The 19627-nt window shown below is 59.9% G+C and carries 23 protein-coding genes; 10 read left to right on the top strand and 13 right to left on the bottom strand.

Going from position 1 to position 19627, the window contains the following annotated elements; all coding sequences use genetic code 11:
• The first annotated feature begins 210 nt into the window (after positions 1-210).
• Both HCI85_RS00585 and HCI85_RS00580 read left to right on the top strand, forming a co-directional pair.
• The gene (locus HCI85_RS00585; protein ID WP_090247880.1) at positions 211-972 is read left to right on the top strand and encodes an SDR family oxidoreductase; all 762 of its coding nucleotides are present in this window, start codon (positions 211-213) and stop codon (positions 970-972) included.
• Between the two features lie 147 nt (positions 973-1119).
• A complete protein-coding gene (locus HCI85_RS00580; protein ID WP_167141044.1) occupies positions 1120-2004 on the top strand; it encodes a bile acid:sodium symporter family protein in 885 nt (294 codons plus the stop codon).
• Positions 2005-2065: 61 nt separating this feature from the next.
• On the opposite strand, the gene cysB is transcribed toward HCI85_RS00580, so the two are convergent.
• The 5 genes from cysB to HCI85_RS00555 all read right to left on the bottom strand — a co-directional run bounded on the left by cysB (position 2066) and on the right by HCI85_RS00555 (position 6009).
• Positions 2066-3040 carry an HTH-type transcriptional regulator CysB gene (cysB, locus tag HCI85_RS00575; RefSeq protein ID WP_090247877.1) on the bottom strand — a complete coding sequence of 325 codons (975 nt, stop codon included), beginning with the start codon at positions 3038-3040 and terminating at the stop codon, positions 2066-2068.
• 113 nt (positions 3041-3153) lie between these two features.
• Positions 3154-3654, bottom strand: a complete 501-nt coding sequence (locus HCI85_RS00570; RefSeq protein ID WP_160084845.1) for a universal stress protein — start codon at positions 3652-3654, stop codon at positions 3154-3156.
• Positions 3655-3811: 157 nt separating this feature from the next.
• Complete coding sequence (locus tag HCI85_RS00565; protein ID WP_090247874.1) at positions 3812-4717, bottom strand: 5'-nucleotidase; 906 nt, start codon at positions 4715-4717, stop codon at positions 3812-3814.
• A 9-nt stretch (positions 4718-4726) separates the two neighbouring features.
• Complete coding sequence (locus HCI85_RS00560; protein WP_167141042.1) at positions 4727-5674, bottom strand: putative 2-dehydropantoate 2-reductase; 948 nt, start codon at positions 5672-5674, stop codon at positions 4727-4729.
• A complete protein-coding gene (locus tag HCI85_RS00555) occupies positions 5674-6009 on the bottom strand; it encodes a thioredoxin family protein (protein ID WP_241693703.1) in 336 nt (111 codons plus the stop codon). The genes HCI85_RS00560 and HCI85_RS00555 overlap by 1 nt, the downstream gene beginning before the upstream one ends.
• Before the next feature lie 50 nt (positions 6010-6059).
• Between HCI85_RS00555 and HCI85_RS00550 the strand changes: the two genes are divergently transcribed.
• On the top strand, positions 6060-6479 hold the full coding sequence (locus HCI85_RS00550) for a PilZ domain-containing protein (protein WP_160084841.1): 420 nt from the start codon (positions 6060-6062) through the stop codon (positions 6477-6479).
• 169 nt (positions 6480-6648) lie between these two features.
• Entirely contained in the window at positions 6649-7725 is a 1077-nt protein-coding gene (locus HCI85_RS00545; RefSeq protein WP_167141038.1) for a 3-deoxy-7-phosphoheptulonate synthase, read from the top strand.
• Positions 7726-7789: 64 nt separating this feature from the next.
• On the opposite strand, the gene HCI85_RS00540 is transcribed toward HCI85_RS00545, so the two are convergent.
• The 3 genes from HCI85_RS00540 to HCI85_RS00530 all read right to left on the bottom strand — a co-directional run bounded on the left by HCI85_RS00540 (position 7790) and on the right by HCI85_RS00530 (position 10180).
• The gene (locus HCI85_RS00540; protein WP_167141034.1) at positions 7790-8986 is read right to left on the bottom strand and encodes a benzoate/H(+) symporter BenE family transporter; all 1197 of its coding nucleotides are present in this window, start codon (positions 8984-8986) and stop codon (positions 7790-7792) included.
• Positions 8986-9597 carry a LysE family translocator gene (locus HCI85_RS00535; protein ID WP_167141031.1) on the bottom strand — a complete coding sequence of 204 codons (612 nt, stop codon included), beginning with the start codon at positions 9595-9597 and terminating at the stop codon, positions 8986-8988. The genes HCI85_RS00540 and HCI85_RS00535 overlap by 1 nt, the downstream gene beginning before the upstream one ends.
• Positions 9598-9736: 139 nt before the next feature.
• A complete protein-coding gene (locus HCI85_RS00530; RefSeq protein WP_167141029.1) occupies positions 9737-10180 on the bottom strand; it encodes a MarR family winged helix-turn-helix transcriptional regulator in 444 nt (147 codons plus the stop codon).
• Between the two features lie 97 nt (positions 10181-10277).
• Between HCI85_RS00530 and HCI85_RS00525 the strand changes: the two genes are divergently transcribed.
• The 3 genes from HCI85_RS00525 (at position 10278) to HCI85_RS00515 (ending at position 14120) form a co-directional block, all read left to right on the top strand.
• Positions 10278-11435, top strand: a complete 1158-nt coding sequence (locus HCI85_RS00525) for an aminotransferase-like domain-containing protein (RefSeq protein ID WP_167141027.1) — start codon at positions 10278-10280, stop codon at positions 11433-11435.
• 33 nt (positions 11436-11468) lie between these two features.
• Entirely contained in the window at positions 11469-12071 is a 603-nt protein-coding gene (locus HCI85_RS00520; protein ID WP_167141025.1) for a glutathione S-transferase family protein, read from the top strand.
• A gap of 114 nt (positions 12072-12185) precedes the next feature.
• Positions 12186-14120 (top strand): DEAD/DEAH box helicase, encoded by a 1935-nt coding sequence (locus HCI85_RS00515; protein ID WP_167141023.1) that lies wholly within the window; start codon positions 12186-12188, stop codon positions 14118-14120.
• A 144-nt stretch (positions 14121-14264) separates the two neighbouring features.
• Here the strand turns inward: HCI85_RS00515 and HCI85_RS00510 are convergent, their stop codons facing one another.
• The 3 genes from HCI85_RS00510 to HCI85_RS00500 form a co-directional block, all read right to left on the bottom strand.
• Entirely contained in the window at positions 14265-14708 is a 444-nt protein-coding gene (locus HCI85_RS00510) for an NUDIX hydrolase (RefSeq protein WP_090247859.1), read from the bottom strand.
• 26 nt (positions 14709-14734) lie between these two features.
• Positions 14735-15280 carry an AAA family ATPase gene (locus HCI85_RS00505; RefSeq protein WP_167141021.1) on the bottom strand — a complete coding sequence of 182 codons (546 nt, stop codon included), beginning with the start codon at positions 15278-15280 and terminating at the stop codon, positions 14735-14737.
• A gap of 136 nt (positions 15281-15416) precedes the next feature.
• The gene (locus HCI85_RS00500; RefSeq protein ID WP_167141019.1) at positions 15417-15818 is read right to left on the bottom strand and encodes a hypothetical protein; all 402 of its coding nucleotides are present in this window, start codon (positions 15816-15818) and stop codon (positions 15417-15419) included.
• A 150-nt stretch (positions 15819-15968) separates the two neighbouring features.
• Between HCI85_RS00500 and HCI85_RS00495 the strand changes: the two genes are divergently transcribed.
• Together HCI85_RS00495 and HCI85_RS00490 are read left to right on the top strand one after the other, a co-directional pair.
• On the top strand, positions 15969-16346 hold the full coding sequence (locus HCI85_RS00495; protein WP_167141017.1) for a hypothetical protein: 378 nt from the start codon (positions 15969-15971) through the stop codon (positions 16344-16346).
• An 82-nt stretch (positions 16347-16428) separates the two neighbouring features.
• On the top strand, positions 16429-16932 hold the full coding sequence (locus HCI85_RS00490; protein ID WP_167141015.1) for a cupredoxin domain-containing protein: 504 nt from the start codon (positions 16429-16431) through the stop codon (positions 16930-16932).
• A 69-nt stretch (positions 16933-17001) separates the two neighbouring features.
• Here HCI85_RS00490 and HCI85_RS00485 read toward each other — a convergent pair whose 3' ends face one another.
• A complete protein-coding gene (locus HCI85_RS00485; RefSeq protein ID WP_090247853.1) occupies positions 17002-17373 on the bottom strand; it encodes a glutaredoxin family protein in 372 nt (123 codons plus the stop codon).
• Between the two features lie 134 nt (positions 17374-17507).
• Here HCI85_RS00485 and HCI85_RS00480 point away from each other — a divergent pair, with 134 nt between their 5' ends.
• Positions 17508-17744 carry a DUF3820 family protein gene (locus HCI85_RS00480; protein WP_090247851.1) on the top strand — a complete coding sequence of 79 codons (237 nt, stop codon included), beginning with the start codon at positions 17508-17510 and terminating at the stop codon, positions 17742-17744.
• A gap of 129 nt (positions 17745-17873) precedes the next feature.
• On the opposite strand, the gene HCI85_RS00475 is transcribed toward HCI85_RS00480, so the two are convergent.
• Entirely contained in the window at positions 17874-19469 is a 1596-nt protein-coding gene (locus HCI85_RS00475) for a malate:quinone oxidoreductase (protein ID WP_167141013.1), read from the bottom strand.
• Positions 19470-19627: the final 158 nt, after the last annotated feature.

The raw sequence follows: 19627 nt of genomic DNA, 5'->3' as shown, positions 1-19627 counted from the left end.
GAACGGAAAGCCTGTTGATAGCCCGTGCTGGTCAGCGGGGCAAGGTTTGCCCGTGGGCCGAATGCTTGTAAATCCATTCGAGTGATAGCCATGCCGGGGTGTTAATCACTCATTTCGATGGGGCTATCACCAGCAATTTGATAGTGCTGCCTTGGTACGCAGCAGCTGATTAGACTCAATGCAGTTTTTAATCCTTGCGAGGACACGCAGATGAGCTTGAGCTTTTCCGGCCGGGTTGCCCTGGTCACCGGTGGTGCAGCGGGTATTGGTCGTGCCACGGCACTGGCATTCGCCAACGAAGGCCTGCAGGTGGTGGTGTCCGACGTTGATGTCGACGGTGGCGAAGCGACTGCCGCGCTGATCCGTGAAGCGGGCGGCGATGCGCTGTTTGTTCGTTGCGACGTGACCCGCGATGCTGAGGTCAAGGTGTTGATGGAGCGCACGCTGGGCGCCTACGGCCGCCTGGACTATGCCTTCAACAATGCGGGCATCGAGATCGAGAAGGGCAAGCTGGCCGAGGGTAGCGAAAGCGAGTTCGACGCCATCATGGGCGTCAACGTCAAAGGCGTGTGGCTGTGCATGAAGCACCAGATCCCGCTGCTGCTGGCCCAGGGCGGTGGCGCCATTGTTAACACCGCGTCGGTCGCCGGTTTGGGCGCTGCGCCGAAGATGAGCATCTACAGCGCATCCAAACATGCGGTGATCGGCCTGACTAAGTCCGCTGCTGTTGAATACGCAAAGAAGAAAGTGCGGGTCAACGCCGTATGCCCGGCGGTGATCGACACTGACATGTTCCGCCGCGCCTATGAAGCCGACCCGAAGAAGGGCGAATTCGCCGCCGCCATGCACCCGGTCGGGCGCATTGGCAAGGTCGAGGAAATCGCTACTGCCGTGCTGTACCTGTGCTGCGATAACGCGGCGTTCACTACCGGCCACGCGCTGGCGGTGGATGGTGGGGCCACCGCCATCTGATTTCCTTCAGTAATAAAAAAAGCGCCCATCTGAGCGCTTTTTTTATACCTCGCCATTTCTTTCACCACGTTGGCCACTAAAGTCACTGCAGTGTTCTACGTCGTTGTTCAAGATCGCCCAGCGCTTTGATCAAGGAGTAAGAAAGCCGTGACTGCTGACCCGTTATTGACCCTGTTCCTGCCCATCGCCTTGGGCATCATTATGCTTGGCCTGGGCCTGTCGCTGACCCTGGCCGATTTTGCCAGGGTGGTGAAGTTTCCCAAGCCGGTGCTGATCGGTTTGAGCTGCCAACTGTTGCTGCTGCCCGTGGTGTGTTTCTTCCTGGCCAAGGCCTTTGGTCTGGCCCCGGCGCTGGCAGTTGGTCTGATGCTCTTGGCAGCCTCGCCTGGCGGCACCACTGCCAACCTGTACAGCCACCTGGCGCATGGTGATGTGGCACTGAATATCACCCTGACGGCGGTCAATTCGGTGATCGCGGTGCTGACCATGCCGCTGATCGTCAATCTGTCGCTGGCCTACTTTATGGAAGGTGATCAGGCCCTGCCGTTGCAGTTCACCAAGGTGGTGCAGGTATTTGTCATCGTCCTCGGCCCGGTGGCTATTGGTATCTGGATACGCAGCCGCTTCCCTGGATTTGCCGCACGTATGGAGAAGCCGGTGAAGATCATCTCCGCGCTGTTTCTGTTGATCATCATCATCCTGGCGGTGGTCAAGGATTGGCAGACCTTTGTCGACTACGCGCCGCTGGTGGGTGGTGCGGCGCTGGCGTTCAACCTGATCAGCCTGGCGGTAGGTTACTGGGTGCCGCGTTTGTTTAAGCTAAGCCTGCGTCAGTCGGTTGCCATCGGCATGGAGATCGGCATCCACAACGGCACCCTGGCGATAGCCCTGGCACTGAGCCCGATGCTGTTGAATAACGCCACCATGTCGATCCCCGCAGCGATCTACAGCATCATCATGTTCTTTACCGCAGCGGCCTTCGGCTGGTGGGTGAACTTTGCTCATGGCAAAGAATTGAAAGCCACTGAATAGGTATCGCCGAGTATGAAAAAGCCCGTCACTTGGACGGGCTTTTTCATATCTGCAGGTTGGCTCAGTGCAGCGGCAGTTCAACGCCTTCGAACAGCTCTTCCAGCTCGACCTTGCTGTGGCACTGCACGGCTTTGGCCATCATGTCGCGGGTCAGGTGCGGGGCAAATTTCTCGATAAAGTCGCACATGAAACCGCGCAGGAAGGTGCCGCGACGGAAGCCGATCTTGGTCACGCTGGCTTCGAACAGCTCCCCGGCATCCAGCACCACCAGGTCCGGGTCTAGTTTGGGATCGACGGCCATCTTGGCCACGATGCCCACGCCCAGGCCCAGGCGTACGTAGGTTTTGATCACGTCAGCGTCGGCGGCGGTAAACACCACTTTCGGCGTCAGACCACGATGGCTGAAGGCTTCGTCGAGTTTGGAACGGCCGGTAAAACCGAACACGTAGGTGACGATGGAATATTCGGCCAGGGCCTCCAGGGTCAGCTTCGGCAGCTTGGTCAGCGGATGACCCTGAGGTACCACGACGCAGCGGTTCCAGCGGTAGCAGGGCATCATGATCAGGTCGTTGAACAGCTCCAGACCTTCAGTGGCGATGGCGAAGTCGACGGTGCCGTCGGCCGCCATTTCAGCGATCTGCATCGGCGTGCCCTGGTGCATGTGCAGGGATACATCCGGGTATTGCTTGATAAAGGCACTGATCACCGGCGGCAGGGCATAGCGCGCCTGGGTGTGGGTGGTGGCGATGGACAGGGTGCCTTTCTTCTCGTTGGAGAACTCCTGGGCAATCTGCTTGATGCTTTCGACCTTGCGCAGGATTTCCCCGGCGGTGTTGATGATGCGTTCGCCGGCGGGGGTGATGCGGGTCAGGTGCTTGCCGCTGCGGGCGAAGACTTCAACCCCCAGCTCGTCTTCGAGTAGGCGGATCTGTTTGCTGATGCCGGGTTGTGAGGTGTAGAGGCTTTGTGCCGTGGCAGAAACGTTGAGGTCGTGATGCGCGACTTCCCAGATGTAGCGCAGTTGCTGAAGCTTCATAAAAATCCCTCAAAGCAAAAAGACGGCCGTTCAGGTTACCGGCGTTCTATATAACCATAATGATGATTGAAGCATTAAATCTAGACCAAAAATAGAAATGTGCTGCGCTTCTTCTAAAGATCACCTCGGCTGCGATGCTGCAACATCGGCACCAAGTACACCGGTACTTCTGACAACTGCACCAGGCGCGACGCGGTACGGCCCAGTGGAATGTCCATATCCGTGCCGTGGCTGTGGCTACCTAGGACCAACAAATCCACACCGAGTTGCTGTGCTTCATCGAGTATCACCAAGGGGGGATCGCCCTGTACCACGCGTACCGCCTTGATCAGATCCAAGTCATGCAACGCTTCGCCAATCTCATCGCGAAAGCCCTCTAACACCCGCTGCTCGATACTCGCCATCACTGTGCTGAGGCCGTTGGTGCGCAGGTCCTTAAGGCGCTCTTCATCCAGGTAGGTTTGCAGCACTGATTCCGCAAACAGACCCATGGGCTCCACGGCGTGCACCACATACAGGCTGGCGTTGAAGGAACGTGTGAGTGCCAGCGCATGCTGCAGGATGTAGGGGGCGTAAAGGCCTAGGTCGGTTGCATAGAGAATCGAGCGAATCATTCGGCCTCCTTGACTGCCAGACTGGCAGGCCTGATCTGAGCTTAGCAGTGCCCTCGATAAGTCAAAGAAAGCCGAGGTTTTGAGGACGAATGGTTATATAGGCAGGGAGATAGAGAGTGCTTAGCGGCGAGGGCGATTGACCGCCCTCGCGCGGGAACTAGAGCTGCGGTTCGTTGCTGATGCCGTGTGGCACATGGCCGGTAGGTACGACCTTGTTGGCTTTTTCGCAGTGGCCGGTTTGGTCGTCGAAAAACACGTCGGCGCCGAAGGTTTCCAGAATTGCGGCTTTTTCCAGACCACCGAGGAAGAACGACTCATCCAAGCGGATATTCCACTCGCGCAGCGTGCGAATCACCCGCTCATGGGCCGGCGCCGAACGCGCTGTAACCAATGCGGTGCGAATCGGGCACTGCTCTTCAGGAAACTCCTGTTGCAGACGGTGCAGGGCGGCAAGGAAGGGTTTGAATGGGCCGCCGCCGAGCAGCTCACGTGCCGACTGCCGCTCGTGGCTCTGAAAGGCTTCCAATCCGGCCTGCTGATAGACCCGTTCGGATTCATCGGAAAACAGCACGGCATCACCGTCGAAGGCGATGCGCAGTTCATTGCTGGCCGCTCGCCGCGCGCCGCCGGAAAGAATGGTCGCCGCACCGAAACCTGCACGCAATGCGCTGCGCACATCTTCGGCGTGGGTGGAGAGAAACAGGTGGCAGCCAAATGCGGCCAGATAAGGGTCGGGGCTTCGCCCGCCAACAAAGGCTGCGCGGGATATGCCCAGCCCGTAGTGCTGGATTGAGTTGAACGCACGTAAGCCGGTGTCGGCGCTGTTGCGCGAAACCAGGATTACCTCAACGCGCTGCTGATTGAGGGCCGTGTTCAGCGCCAGCAGCTTCTCGACCAGCGGAAAGGCATCCCCTGGCGGGAGTATCTCGTCCTCATGCTCAATCTGGTATTGGCGATAGGCCTCGACGCCCTGGCTTTCATAAATCTGGTGGCTGTCGCGCAGGTCGAACAGCGCCCGCGAGGAGATCGCCAGCACCAGTTTGTCGCCTAATCCCTTGCTCATGGCTGTGTCCTATTGCGCGCGTTGTTCGAGGAAACGTAGGGTCTGATAGAGCATCTCGGTGCGCGGCATGGCGCAGCCGGCCTGCGCCGCAGCAGCCAACGGCGCGGCGTAGATGGCATGCAGCTCCAGTGGGCGCTGCAGGGCAAAGTCGTGGTACATGCTCGGCAGGTAATCCGGCATGCGGTCGGTGGCGCTCAGCAGCTTGCCGGCAAACCCGGCAGGTAGCTGATAGCCGCAGGCGCCGGCCGCATCCACCACTTCCTGCATGATCGCCTCGATCAGCGCGCGGCTGTCGGTGTTGCCCATTAGTGCCGTGGTGGCGCTGTTCAGCAGCACGGCCAGACCGTTGTAGGGCACGTTCCACACCAGTTTCTGCCAGCGTGCCTGGTTCAGTTCGGCCATGGCGGTGGAGTCAAGGCCAGCAGCCTGGAACAGCGCGCTGCCTTGTTCGAGGATCTGCTGACGGCTCTCGGCATCACAAGCCGGGCCTGAGTGATAGCCCAGATTGACGTTACCCAGCGCCTGGTGCTCGACCACTCCCGGCGCACTGCGATGGGCGCAGATGTAGCAGAGGCCGCCCAACAGGTGCAGCGAGTCCGGTAGCAGCGGGCGCAACTCGTCTTCTACGGCCAGGCCGTTCTGCATCAGCACCACCTTGGCGCCGGGCGCAGCGGCCTGGCTGATCAGTGGAGCCAGTTCGGCGTTGCTGGTGGTTTTAGCGCCGATCAGCAGCCAGTCGCACGGCGGCATATCAGCCGCTGACTGATACGCCTGCACGTTATCCAGGTGCAGGTTGCCGTGTAGGGCACTGTTGACGTGCAAGCCTTGGCTGGCGACTGCGGCGAACTCGCTGCGCAGCAGAAAATGCACATCAAAGCAGGCGCGGGCCAGCATCAGGCCATAGAAGCCACCAATGGCGCCGGAGCCGATAATGCCGATACGGGGAGTTGGGGTCATCAGGGTAAGTCCTCTGCGTGGCGCGACAGGGCAGTGTCCAGCGCCTGAATAAGTGCGGCGGGCTGCAGACGGCTCTGCAACGCGCCATAAAACTGACCATCGCGCACTACGAATAGCGCCGGGAGCTGAAATACCTCATAACGCGTCACTAAACCGCCGTTGTCGGCCGCATCGACCCAGGCCAAGCGTTGGATGGCTAAGGGTAACTTAGGCAGCTCACGCTTCACCCAGCGGCAACTGGCACAACCTATGCTGGTAAATATCAGCAATGAGATGCCAGGCGCGTCGAGCAAGTAGCGGTCTGCATCTAAATCGGTCAGTTCCAGCTCAGTCACTATACTGGCCAATGTGGTATCAAATTGATGGCATCCGAGGTAGTCATAAGATGCGTCACTTTTTGCGTCATCCCAGTGATATGCCCGTTGAGTTAGTGCTGCGTAAACAGGCGTTCGTGCCCAAGCAGCGGCTGAACAATATCAGTCTCGGCGGTGTGGCTTGCAACTCCAACCGTGCTTTTCGCCGCGGTACGGCCATCGAGTTGCGTATTCCGCTGTTCGGCGAGCATGCGCGTTACCCAGGCCTGGTGGCGTGGTGCCGCAAACAGGAAGACAAATACCTGGTGGGTATCGCCTTTGTCGATGAGGACACGCTGTTTCGCGCGCGTATGGTCGAACAGGTCTGCCAGATTGAGCATTATCGCCATCAACGCGAGCAGGAACTGGGCTGCAGCTTGCCGGTCGAGGTGGTGGCGCAGGAGTGGATCAGCCAGCATGCCGCCGAATTTTCCCGCGCCAGCCTGAATTAGTTGAATCGTCCACTCGGCGCGGCTTAAGCCGCAAAGCCCATTGTCGAGCCAGGCCTATACGCGCTAAGGTTCGGCTTCCCCGCTGTGCTCATATTGCTGTGCTCCGCCACACGGGGATCGCTGGCGGCCGGCACCCGTGACCTGATGACTCTGACTGATGAATAGCACGATGGCTGATTTACCGATTGATGACCTGAACGTTGCCTCCAACGAAACCCTGATAACTCCCGCACAGCTCAAGCGTGAAATTCCGCTGACCGATGCTGCTCTGCGCACGGTTGCCAGCGGTCGTGAGGTGATCCGCAATATTCTCGATGGCAAGGATCATCGCCTGTTCGTGGTGGTCGGGCCGTGCTCGATCCACGATATCAAGGCCGCCCACGAGTATGCCGAGCGCCTCAAGGCTCTGGCTGCCGAGGTTTCGGACAGTCTGTATCTGGTTATGCGGGTGTATTTCGAGAAGCCGCGTACCACTGTCGGCTGGAAAGGCCTGATCAACGATCCGTTTATGGATGACTCGTTCAAGATTCAGGATGGCCTGCATATCGGTCGCCAGTTGCTCCGTGACCTGGCTGAAATGGGCCTGCCGACCGCTACCGAAGCCCTCGACCCGATTTCCCCGCAGTACCTGCAGGACCTGATCAGCTGGTCGGCCATCGGCGCGCGCACCACCGAATCGCAAACCCACCGCGAGATGGCCTCAGGCCTGTCTTCGTCAGTGGGCTTCAAGAACGGCACTGATGGCGGCCTGACTGTGGCGATCAACGCCCTGCAGTCGGTCTCCAGCCCTCACCGTTTCCTCGGTATCAACCAGGAAGGTGGTGTGTCCATCGTTACCACCAAAGGCAATGCCTACGGCCACGTAGTGCTGCGCGGTGGCAATGGCAAGCCGAACTACGATTCGGTGAGTGTTGCCGTTTGTGAGCAGGAACTGACCAAAGCCGGCATACGCCCGAACATCATGGTCGATTGCAGCCACGCCAACTCCAACAAGGACCCGGCCCTGCAACCGCTGGTGATGGACAACGTCGCCAACCAGATTCTCGAAGGCAACCAGTCGATCGTCGGCCTGATGGTGGAAAGCCACCTGGGCTGGGGCAACCAGTCGATTCCCAAGGACCTCAGCCAGCTCAAGTACGGCGTGTCCATTACCGATGCGTGCATCGATTGGGAAAGCACCGAGAAAACCCTGCGCGGCATGCACGCCAAACTTAAGGATGTGCTGCCGAAGCGTCAGCGCGGCTGATTGCACCGGCTGTAACAAAAACGGGCTTATGTGTATGCATAAGCCCGTTTTTTATACCTGCTAATTACGCGTCTTGCTTGCCCCAGTTAAGAATCGCCAAGGTCAGCAAGCCCGCAACAATCCCCCAGAACGCCGAGCCCACCGAAAACAGGGTCATGCCCGAGGCGGTTACCAGAAAGGTGATCAGCGCCGCTTCACGCTCTTTCGGCTCGCTCATGGCCTGAGTCAGGCCGCCGATGATCGAAGCGAACAGCGCCAGTGCTGCGATGGACAGGATCAGGGCTTTCGGTAGCGCGGCAAACAACGCCGCCAGGGTGGCGCCGAAGATGCCGGCGATGCCGTAGAACACCCCGCACCAGATGGCGGCTGTGTAGCGTTTTTTCGGGTCTTCGTGGGCTTCCGGGCCGGCGCAGATCGCTGCGCTGATAGCGGCCATATGAATGCCATGGCTGCCAAAGGGCGCCAGCAGCATGGATGTCAGCCCGGTGGTGGTGAGCAGCGGGCTGGCTGGAACGTCATAGCCATTGGCGCGCAGCACAGCCATGCCCGGCAAGTTCTGCGAGGCCATGGCGACGATAAACAGTGGAATGCCGATGCTGATGACCGCTGCCAGGGAGAAGCTCGGTGTGGTCCATTCCGGCACCGCCAGTTGCAGCTCGAAGTGCTCGAAATTGAGCAGGCCGAAGACCGCAGCCAGCACGCTGCCAACAATCAGTGCCGCAAGCACCGCATACCGCGGTAGCAGCCGTTTACCCAACAAGTAAGCGAGCAACATCGCCACCACCAGCAGCGGCTGCTGTTCGGCGGCCACGCAGATTTCCAGACCGATTTTGAACAGCACGCCCGCCAGCAGCGCTGCCGCAATTGAACCGGGAATGCGCCGCATGAGGCGGTCAAACGTGCCCGTCAGGCCGATCAGCACAATCAGCCCGGAGGCGAAGATATAGGCGCCAATTGCCTCGCTATACGGCACGCCGGGCAGACTGGTGATCAGCAGGGCCGCGCCAGGGGTGGACCAGGCGATCATGATCGGCGCGCGGTAGCGCAGCGACAGGCCGATGCAGCAGATCGCCATACCAATCGACAGCGCCCAAATCCACGATGAAATCTGCCCGTTGGTCAGCCCTGCGGCCTGGCCAGCCTGGAACATCAGCACCAGCGAGCTGGTGTAGCCGGTGAGCATGGCGATAAACCCGGCGACTACCGCCGAGGTCGAGGTGTCGGCCAGCGGCCGTAGGCGGGTTTGCGGCAGGTCGTGCATCAGAGCAGTCCGGTGTCGGCGAAGATGGGGTACAGCGAGGCTACCAGCAGCATGGCCATGCCGATATTGAAGATGCGCAGCGCTCGGGCGTTGCTCAGCCAGTTGCGCAGCAGGCTGCCGGCCACCGTCCACAGGCCGACGCTAGGGCAGTTGACCAGGGCGAACAGCGCCGCGATTAGCAGCACATTGACTACGAAATTTTCCTGCGGGGTGTAGGTGGTAATAGCGCCGATAGCCATGATCCAAGCTTTCGGGTTGACCCACTGAAAGGCCGCTGCCTGCAGAAAGGTAAACGGCTTGCCCACCGGCTTTCCGCCATCCTGCGGCGCACCAGAGCCGGCAATCTTCCAGGCCAGGTACAGCAAGTAGGCGGCGCCCAGATAGCGCAGCACGCTGTAGAGCAGCGGCACCTGCTCGAACAATTGACCAAGGCCGAGGCCGACCGAAGCCACCAGCAGCATAAAGCCCAGGCTGATGCCGAACATGTGCGGCAGGCTGCGGCGCAGGCCGAAATTCACCCCGCTGGCGAGCAGCATCATATTGTTAGGGCCCGGCGTCACCGAGGTGACAAAGGCAAAGGCGATAAAGGCGAGCAGCAGTTCGGTGGTCATGGCGCAGCACTCAGGGGCAGTGCTGATCAGCCTAGGGGGAGATGCTCAGAGCGTCGCGGTACAGCGATGCAGGCAATGGGCGGTACAGTTTTAGTTGGCTCGGTTGTAGCGTCAGTACAGTTTTGCCGTGGGTGCTCTCTCAGCCTTCATTTGCGCTGTTGTGCAGGGTTTGATTGACCTGCAACCAGCCGCTCACGGCTATTTCTCCGGCTTCACTGAACGCCCGCTGCAGCAGCTTGGCCTGTTCACGGCGCAGAGCCTGTTCCAGCTTGGCGCCTTCAGCAGTAAAGCCGAGTAGGCGTTTGCGCTTGTCGTCTTCAGCGGCAAGGCTCTGCACCAGGTTCATTTCCAGCAGCTGACGCAGCGGGGTGTTTAGCGCTTGTTTGCTTACACCCAGGTAGCCGAGCAGCTCTTTCATGCTCAAGCCGGGGTACTTGGCGATAAAGAACAGAATGCGGTGATGCACGCGCGACAGGCCGCGGCGCGCCAGCATCTCATCGGCCTTGGCGGTAAACGCCTGGTAACCGAAGAAGAACGCTTCCATGGCGGTCTGTTGAGTGTTTGGGTTTTTAAGGTCAAGCATGTTGACGTATCCAGGCTGATCGTCGTAGCTTCTGTCAAACAGAGCTTTGGTCAAACAGTTTGACCTATTTTTATTTGCCTTCGCTACCGGTGTATCCATGGCCTTCTCCGAACGTGTTGCCCGCCTGAAAAGCTCCCTGATCCGTGAAATCCTGGCTGCCGCGCAGCGTCCAGAAGTGATGTCGTTTGCCGGCGGTCTGCCGGCCGAGCCGATGTTGCCGCGGGTGGAATGGGCGGATATGCCCACCAGCATGGGGCAATACGGCACCAGCGAAGGCGAGCCTGAGCTGCGTGAAGCGATTGCTGAAGAGGCGCGCGCCTTGGGCGTACCCTGCGACGCCAGCCAGGTACTGATCGTCAGCGGTTCGCAGCAAACCCTGGATTTGGCCAGCAAGCTGTTTATCGATCCGGGTACCGAGGTGTTGCTGGAGGCGCCGACTTACCTCGCGGCATTGCAGGCTTTTCAGTTGTTCGGCGCCGATTGCATCGCCGTGCCGCAGGAAGCCGATGGCCCGCAGATCGATGCGTTGCGCGAGCGGCTGCAGAACCACAAGCCGGCTTTCGCCTATTTAATCCCAACTTTCCAGAACCCATCGGCGGTGCGCTACAGCGAAGCCAAGCGCGATGCGGTGGCAGCCTTGCTCGATGAGTTTGGCGTGACCCTGATCGAAGATGAGCCCTACCGTGAACTGGTATTTGATGATGGCAGCGCTACACCGATTGTCAGCCGCCTTAAGCAGGCCAGCTGGATCTACACCGGCACCGTGTCGAAAACCCTGCTGCCTGGCCTGCGCGTCGGTTACCTGATCGCCACTCCAGACCTGTACCCCTATTTGCTGCGGTTGAAACAGTCCGCTGACCTGCACACCAACCGTATTGGTCAGTGGCAGGCGTTGCAATGGCTGGGCACGCGGCATTACCGCGAACACTTGGCCGAATTGCGTGATTTTTACCGGGTGCGCCGTGATGCCATGCAGGACGTGCTGGTCGAGCATTTCAGCGACCTGGCCGACTGGCAGATTCCTCAAGGTGGGCTGTTCTTCTGGCTGACCCTCAAGCAGCCGCTGGATACGCGTACGCTGCTGGCGCCGGCGCTGGCGCAGAACGTGGCGTTTATGCCGGGCGAACCGTTCTTTATTGATCCGGACGCTAACCCTGGGCATTTGCGGCTTAACTTTAGCCACGTTGCGCCGGAGCGCCTAAGTGAAGGCCTCAAGCGCCTGGCAGAGGTGATTCGCCAGGCACAAGCAAGCTAGTCCACGCGTTAAGCAGGTTAGGAGGAGGGCGATATGTATAAGGTCTATGGCGATTACCGCTCGGGCAACTGCTACAAGGTCAAGCTGATGCTGCACCTGCTGGATCAGCCCTATGAGTGGATCCCGATCGATATCCTCAAGGGCGAAACCCAGAGCGACGCCTTCCTGACCAAGAACCCCAACGGCAAGATTCCCGTGCTGGAGCTGGACGACGGCACCTGCCTGTGGGAGTCCAATGCCATCCTCAACTTCCTCGCCGACGGCAGCGCGTTTCTGCCCAGCGAGCCGCGTCTGCGCACTCAGGTGCTGCAGTGGCAGTTTTTCGAGCAATACAGCCACGAGCCTTACGTCGCGGTGGCACGCTTTATCCAGCTGTATCAGGGCCTGCCCGAAGCGCGCCGCAGCGAGTACGAAGAGTGCCATGTGCGCGGTCATAAGGCACTCAAGGTGATGGAGAAGCAGCTGCAGCGCACGCCATATCTGGTTGGCGAGAATTTCTCGATTGCCGATATCGCCCTGTACGCCTACACCCATGTGGCGGATGAAGGCGGCTTTGATCTGACGCCCTATCCGGCCATTCGCGCTTGGCTGGAGCGGGTTGCCAGCCATCCGCGTTATGTCGGTATGCTCGACTGATAGCTGTCGGATCAGCTGAGCGGTGAGAGGCGCTGCGCTTTCTCACCGCTCAGTCGCCAGTTCGCCGTAAAAAGCACTTATCATTCAACGATCTATCTTCTGGCTGGGTCGCGAATGCCATCTGCTGTTCAGCGCTATAAGCGGCTGTTGTCCGCTGCACTGGCGCGCTACTTTCCCCACACCACAGCTTATCTGCGTGCCGAGCGTGAAGCGGCGGTGCAGTTAAAAAAGCCTGCACCACGGGCCAAAAAAGCGGCTAGCAAGGGTCAATCTGCTGGCGCGAAGCCGCCGGCTAATCCGCGCCGCGCTGCCAGTAAACCACGCTCTCAAGGCATTTACGGGCCGGCCATGCTGACAGTCGAGGCCGCGCAAGCTCAGGCCATGCGCGAGCAGGTGGCGCGGGCGGTGACGGCTGGGCTGCTCAGTGCGCCATCGGATGAACAGTGGGCGATGATCCTCAGCAATCATCCGCTGACGCGCATCTTCGCCGGGGCCGGTTCGGGCAAATCCACCACGTTGGTGCTGCGGGTGGTGTTTATGTTCTGTCACCTGGGCATCAAGCCCGAGCAGCTGACGGTGATTTCCTTTACCAATGCCTCCTGTGCCGAGCTGCGTGAGCAGTTTCTCAAGGTGTTGGGCTTCTTCAACTACCCCTTTGATGCCGCCCAGGCGCGTCAGTCTGTGCGTACGTTTCACTCGGCCATGGGCAGCGTGGCCAAGAGCCTGCTGAACAACCCGCGCTGGTTTGAGCAACTGGATGACCCACAAGCTGCGAGCCGCGAACTGGATAACCCGCTGAGCGCCGGACGGCTGCGGCCGGCCCAACAGCGTCTGCTTAAGCAGGCTTACCAGCAGTGCTATGCCGAGCAGCCGGAATTTCGCAAGCGGGTGCATAGCCTGCTGCAATTACCCTTGCCGCCGGCTGAGAGTAAGCGTCTGCCGAAGGCGCCGTTGGATGCCTATAAGCTGGCAGGCGAATTCAGTGCTGCGCCGCTGTATGAGGTGTTCTATACCCAGGCCGGGTTTGCCGAAAGCATCGGCGTTGAGCTGTCGACTATGCAGCCGCAACGCCTCGACACTGCAATACCATTGCGTGAGTTTCTTGAGGCACTGCTGCTGTTTTGGCCCTATTTTCAGCGCGCTTTGCAGGAGCAGGGGCTGTTGACCTTTAACGCCGCCTTTGCCCAGCTGACGGCAAGGCTGAATGCAGACGGGCAGGGCGTGGCAGCGTCACTGCTGGCGTCGTTCAGTCATCTGCTGATCGATGAATTTCAAGACATCTCGCCGCAGATCGTACAGTGGCTGCAGGCCGTGCAGCGCACGCTGGCCGGGCAGGGGTCTGCGGTCAGTCTGATGGCCATCGGCGATGACTGGCAGTCGATCTACGGCTGGCGCGGCAGTTCGCCGGAGCTATTTATCGACTTTGATCGGCACTTTCCCGGGAAAGGTAAAGCCAAGCGCAGCGCCGTGCTGACCCTGGCCAACAACTACCGTTCGATTGAGCCGATTATTCGTGACGCTGAAGCGCTGCTCGGCGACGTGCAGCACAAACAGGCAAAGGCCAGCCAGGCGATTAAAGCCGCGCAGCCGGGCGATCATGGCGTGCGCCTGATTCAGCGTTTCGACAGCAAGGCACGCCTGCCGGAGCTGCTCAAACAGATCCGCGCGCAGTGCGCTTACGCCGCCGAGCGCAACAGCCGCGAACGGAATGCCGTGCTGCTACTGAGCCGGCGGAATGAGCCCCTGCAAGCCATTACCGCGCAGCTGGACAAGCAGCTGCCGGTCAAGGCTTACACCATCCACCGCGCCAAGGGCCTGCAGGCCGAAGTGGCGATCATCCTCGATGACTGCCAACCACCCGAGCCGCACCCGCTGCGCAATGCGCTGTACGCCCACTCGGGCTTCTTCAGCAACAGCTACGACCAGGCCATGCAGGATGAAAGCCTGCGCCTGGCCTATGTGGCGATCACCCGTGGCGTCAGCCGCGTCTTTTGGTACTGCCAGAAAACCCAGGGCGCAACGCGCATTCTGGCGGGGCGAGGGCGGTAGTCGATTCGGGGAATGTCAGCGCCAGGCGGTGTTGCCATTCGAAGCGAGAGTGCAGGGAAGTACCTTGAGAGCGTTCGAGAGTTGCGCCGTATGCCCGCATCACCTTGATTGGCATACGGCCAGCCCCGGCCTACTTTTGCGCCGTCACAGCAGCATTGCGCGCTTGAGCAGGTCGTAGAGCCCTTCCGGTACCAGCGGTGATGCCGGGGTGAAGCTGGCGCTGGAGTGCCACGCGGCTCTGAACGGCGCGCCATCGCTTTCGTGGCCGTCTAGCCAGGGTTGTTCATAGACCTCTGCGTCGTCAAACCTGGCATCGTAGACCTGAACAATCTCGTGCCCCGGCTTGCCTGCGTAGGTGAAGATGCTTTCCAGCGTGCCAATCAGGCGAATGTCGCTGATCGAGCGACCCAGTTCTTCCTGCACTTCGCGGACGATGGCGTCGTGACTCCTTTCGCCGAATTCAATGCCGCCACCAATGGGGCGAAAGAGCGTCCGGTTCTCATCGGCGTCGTGGAATTGGTTGACCAGTATTTTCCCCTGATGATGAAAAATGCACAGCGCGAGCGGGCGAATGAAGTGTTTTGCCACGAGTAATAATCCCTTTATTCGGGTCGTCAGTTGATCGAACTGGGCCGGGTTGCAGGTGTTGCGGGCAACTGAGCCAGGAAGGCGGTAATCTCTCGACCGCCTCGTAGATGCAATGTTGGCACCGTCGGGCCGATGGCCATGCGCACTGCCTCGATACCTTGGCGGTAGCCATGGTCGAACTGCCATACGAATTTAAGAAAATCCAGAAATGCCCGGTCGAGTTGCTCTCTACAGCCAGCCGGAAGGTCGGGGCGCGGTCGGTTCAAGACGCTACGTACGATGACGCGCCTAAGGCAGGACAGGCGCGGCGTATCCAGCCAGATGATCAGGTCGGCGCTGGGCAGGCGCAGGTCAAAGGTGCGGCGGGCGTAGTTGCCTTCGCAGATCCAGGCCTCCGTTGTGAGCGCATCGCGGACCCTTTCACGGAACTGCGCCGCGTCGGGCTCGACCCAGCCGGGCTCCCAGAACAGGGTATCAAGATGCACGACGGCTACGCCGAGGCGCTTGCCCAAGGCCCGCGCCAGTGTGGACTTGCCGCTGCCGGCATTGCCCAAAATCACAATCCGTTGCACGAGGGACTTCCATCCGTGGAAAAGGGGCGGCGATTCTGCTGATTTTTACCAGCCTGTCAACCGCGCGGTCTTCGGCTCATGCAGTCGACCGGGGGTTAGCCCTTTTTGCCAATTCACGACCCTCTTAGCCAGCCCCTCAAATATCGCGAAACAGGTCATGGGCGTTCAGCAGGTCGTAGGCGATCTGCGGGCGCTTTTCAAACCCGCGGCGAATGGCGGTGGGAATGGCCTGGCGGGTTTTGCGGCACAGCCCGGGCAACTCATCGATCTGAATCGCAATGCCGCGCATGCTGCGTACTTCATTGAAGCCTGGGGCAACCGCAACACGCACGCCGAGTTGTTCGTAGATGCGCCGCTGCAGCTTCTCCAGGTCCGCCAGGCTCTCAAGGTTTTCCAGGCGCTCTAGCAGGCGCTTTTCCTCGGTGCGGGTAAGCAACAGGATGCGCACATCGCTGTTGGCTTGCTGCAACAGCTGCTCGCGCCCGCAATCGCAGGCACCGGGTGGGCAGGGTTGGCGCAAGGGTGGGGTACTGGTCATGGGCTCCGATCATAGCCAGCTGCGGGGGCTTTTGCCCATGCTCAGGCATGGACAAAGCTGCTGTTGGGCGGATAATCCGCCTCCATGTCTTTGCCTACGACAACATCCAACGCCATGCGCTCACTGCGAACTGCCCTGATTTGCATGCTGATGCTCGCCTTGCCAGCGCAGAGCATGGCCGCTCTCAGCATGCAGTTATGCGCGGTAACCCAGCAGAGCGGGCCGATGGCCAAGGCTGATGCGCAAATGGCGGCGCACCATCCGGGCGCGATGGTCATGGCTCAGCCGGCTGAGGCGTCTGCCCACGGCCAACATCACTCCGGCGATAACTCCAGCAAGTCCCTAACTGCCGCCGATAACAGCCTGTGCAGCCTTTGCGCATTCTGTGTCGGTGCGGTGGCCCTGAGCACGGTGATTGTCAGTAATTCTCCACTGCAAGCAGTCGAGCCTTCCCTGGCGCGACTGGATCAGTTTGTCGGCTTTATCAGCGACCCCCTCGAACGTCCGCCTCGGTTATTTCTCGTCTGAACACCGTGTTGTTGTGTGTGGCCTGCTCTTTGGAGCGGCCTGCTCACAGCGTTTATTCAGTTTTTATTCCGAGAAATTAACCATGAGTGCATCTTCAAATGCTGTTGCGTTGCTATTGAGTCTGGGCCTTCTGTTGGGCAGCGGCGCTGCGTGGGCCGCTGGCGAGCATCACGGCGGGCATCACGCGGCAGCACCGGCAAAGCAGCAGAAGGCCTGGGGGATTGCCGGCGAGCCGGAGCAGGTCAGTCGTACCATCGAAATCAGTATGAGTGATCAGATGCGTTTCAGCCCCGATCAGCTTGACGTCAAGCAGGGCGAAACCATCCGCTTTGTTCATCGTAACGAGGGGCAGGTTATGCACGAGTTCGTGCTCGGTACCCAGGCTGAGTTACAGGCGCATGCTGCGATGATGGCGACATCCGCGGGCATGCAGCATGAATCAGCGGATATGACGCATGTGGCACCGGGGCAGCGCGAGGAGGTTATCTGGACCTTCAACCGTGTCGGTGAATTCGACTTTGCCTGCCTGATTCCCGGGCACTACCAGGCCGGAATGGTCGGCAAGGTACGCGTGTTGGCGAACTGAATGGCTGGGCTGAGTGATCAGCTATAGCGCTGAAACAACCGGGGCCGCTAAGCGGCCCCGGTTGTTTGTTCAGACTGCAGCGAAGCGCTCATCGAGATAAGCGATGATCGCTTTGGACTCGTACAGCCAGGTGCTCTGGCCGTTTTCTTCGATGCGCAGGCACGGCACCTTGATCTTGCCGCCTTGCTGTTCCAGCTCGCTGCGCGCCTGGGCGTCGTTTTTCGCGTCGCGCAGGGCCACTGGCACATTCAGCTTGTGCAGGGTGCGGCGGGTTTTTACGCAGAACGGGCAGGCGTGGAACTGGTACAGCGCGAGGTTGCTGGCGCTTTGCTCGACCGCAGCCTGAGCTTCTGGGGTGCGTTTAAGCTTGGCCGGACGGCTGATCCAGTCGAGGAATATGATCAACTGGCCGAGGCCAATGCGCAGTGCCTTGATAATCATGCGGGGGCAAACCTTGGGTAGCTAAATACGGGCGCGCAGCTTACCCGAGTTTGCTGCGCTTGGCCCGGCGCTGGCCGTGCTCCCGGTCGAACGGCATAATTTGCGCTCGATTGCCTGACCCTGCTGAGCCTGCGATGAAACCCGAAGACCTGTTGCTGCTGGTGACCCGCGAAATGCCGTTTGGCAAATACAAAGGCCGTTTGCTCGCCGATCTGCCGGGTAACTACCTCAACTGGTTTGCCCGTGAAGGTTTCCCCCAGGGTGAAATCGGTCGGCTGCTGGCGCTGATGCAGGAGATCGACCATAACGGCCTGTCGGGCCTGCTCGACCCTTTACGCACCAAGCCACGCGTGCCGTTCAAGGGCCAGTAGGCTTTCACAGTGCAATAAAAAACCGGCTTGTGGCCGGTTTTTTATTGCACGCCATCCATGGCGGCAGGGTGTGTCGCCGTCGCGACGGTAAACAGTGCTTCGGGCAATCTGCATTGCCCAGCAGGCGCTTTACTGCGCCTGGCTGACCTCTGGGGTGAGGGCCAGCGGTGGCACTTCAACGAACTCCAGTTGCAGGCGTTCGCTGCTCCAGGCGCGGGTCTGATTAGTCAGCGCCAGGTCGTCATTCAGCTTTTGGCCGTAGGACGGGATGATTTCTTTCAGCTTGGTTTGCCATTCTGGACTCTGCATCTTGTCCTTGAAGGTCTTCTCCAGCACCGAGAGCATGATCGGCGCGGCCGTTGAGGCACCTGGCGAGGCACCGAGCAGGGCTGCGATGCTGCCATCAGCGGCGCTGACCACTTCGGTGCCGAACTGCAGAATGCCGCCGTGTTCGGCGTCTTTCTTGATGATCTGCACGCGCTGACCCGCCTGGATCAGCTCCCAATCCTCCGATTTGGCATTGGGGAAGTACTCGCGCAGCGAATCCATGCGGTCTTCCTGGCTGAGCATCAGCTGGCCCATCAGGTAGGTGCTGAGCGAGAAATTATCGATGCCGGCGTGGGTCATCGGCAGGATGTTGTCGGTGGTCAGGGCGCTGAAGGTATCGAGCAGCGAGCCGTTTTTCAGAAACTTGGTGGAGAAGGTGGCGAACGGTCCGAACAGCAACACCTTCTGGCCCTCGATTACACGGGTGTCGAGGTGCGGCACGGACATCGGCGGCGAACCGACCGAAGCTTTGCCGTAGACCTTGGCCTGATGCTGCGCGACGATTTCCGGGTTGCTAGTGGCCAGGAACGAGCCGCCGACCGGGAAGCCAGCATAGCCTTCGGCCTCGCTGATGCCGGACATCTGCAGCAGCTTCAGCGCGGCGCCGCCGGCGCCGATAAACACAAACTTGGCGTTGATGGTTTTCTCGGCGCCGCCGTTGACCAGGTCTGCCACCTGCACGTTCCAGGTGTTGTCGGCATTGCGCTCGATTCCGCGCACTTCATGCTGCAGGTTAAGGCTGACGTTGTCCTGCTGGCTCAGCGAATCGAACAGCTGGCGGGTGATTTCGCCAAAGTTGACGTCGGTGCCGATCGATACGCGGGTGGCAGCAAGCTTTTGCCCAGGCTCGCGGCCTTCCATCACCAGCGGTACCCACTGCTTGATCTGCTGCGGGTCCTCGGAATATTCCATGCCACGGAACAGCGAACTGGCTTGCAGGGCGGAATGGCGCTTCTTGAGGAACTCGACGTTGTCATCACCCCAGACAAAGCTCATATGCGGCACGTTGTTGATAAACGAAGGCGGATTGTTCAGCACCTTGCGTTCAACCTGATAGGCCCAGAACTGTTTGGAAATCTCGAAGGACTCGTTGATTGCCACCGCCTTGCTGATATCGATGCTGCCATCGGCCAGCTCGGGGGTGTAGTTCAGCTCGCAGAAGGCCGAGTGGCCGGTGCCGGCGTTGTTCCAAGCATTGGAGCTTTCATCGGCGACGCGATCGAGGCGTTCGTAGATGTCGATGCTCCAGCCGGGCTCCAGTTCATTGAGGTAGGTGCCCAGGCTGGCACTCATGATGCCGCCGCCAATCAGCAGAACATCCACGGATTTTTCCGGCTCGGGGTGCTTGGCGCAGCCGATCACGCTCAGGCACAGCAGGGTCAATAGGAGCTTTTTCATTAAACCAACCATTTCAATCGGTGAAGTCAAAGTGACGACCTGCGCCGACACGGGATCAGGCGTGTGGCAATAGCGTGCTGGCCCGTCGGCGAGCGACAGGCGCGGGGCAGGGTGTGCAGGGCGTCGTGTGCATAACGGCAGCGGCCCAAGGCGCGGCG

Source organism: Pseudomonas sp. OTU750018 (assembly GCF_011636575.1).
Taxonomy (GTDB): Bacteria; Pseudomonadota; Gammaproteobacteria; order Pseudomonadales; family Pseudomonadaceae; genus Aquipseudomonas; species Aquipseudomonas peli.
This window is presented reverse-complemented; position numbering and strand designations above follow the sequence as displayed.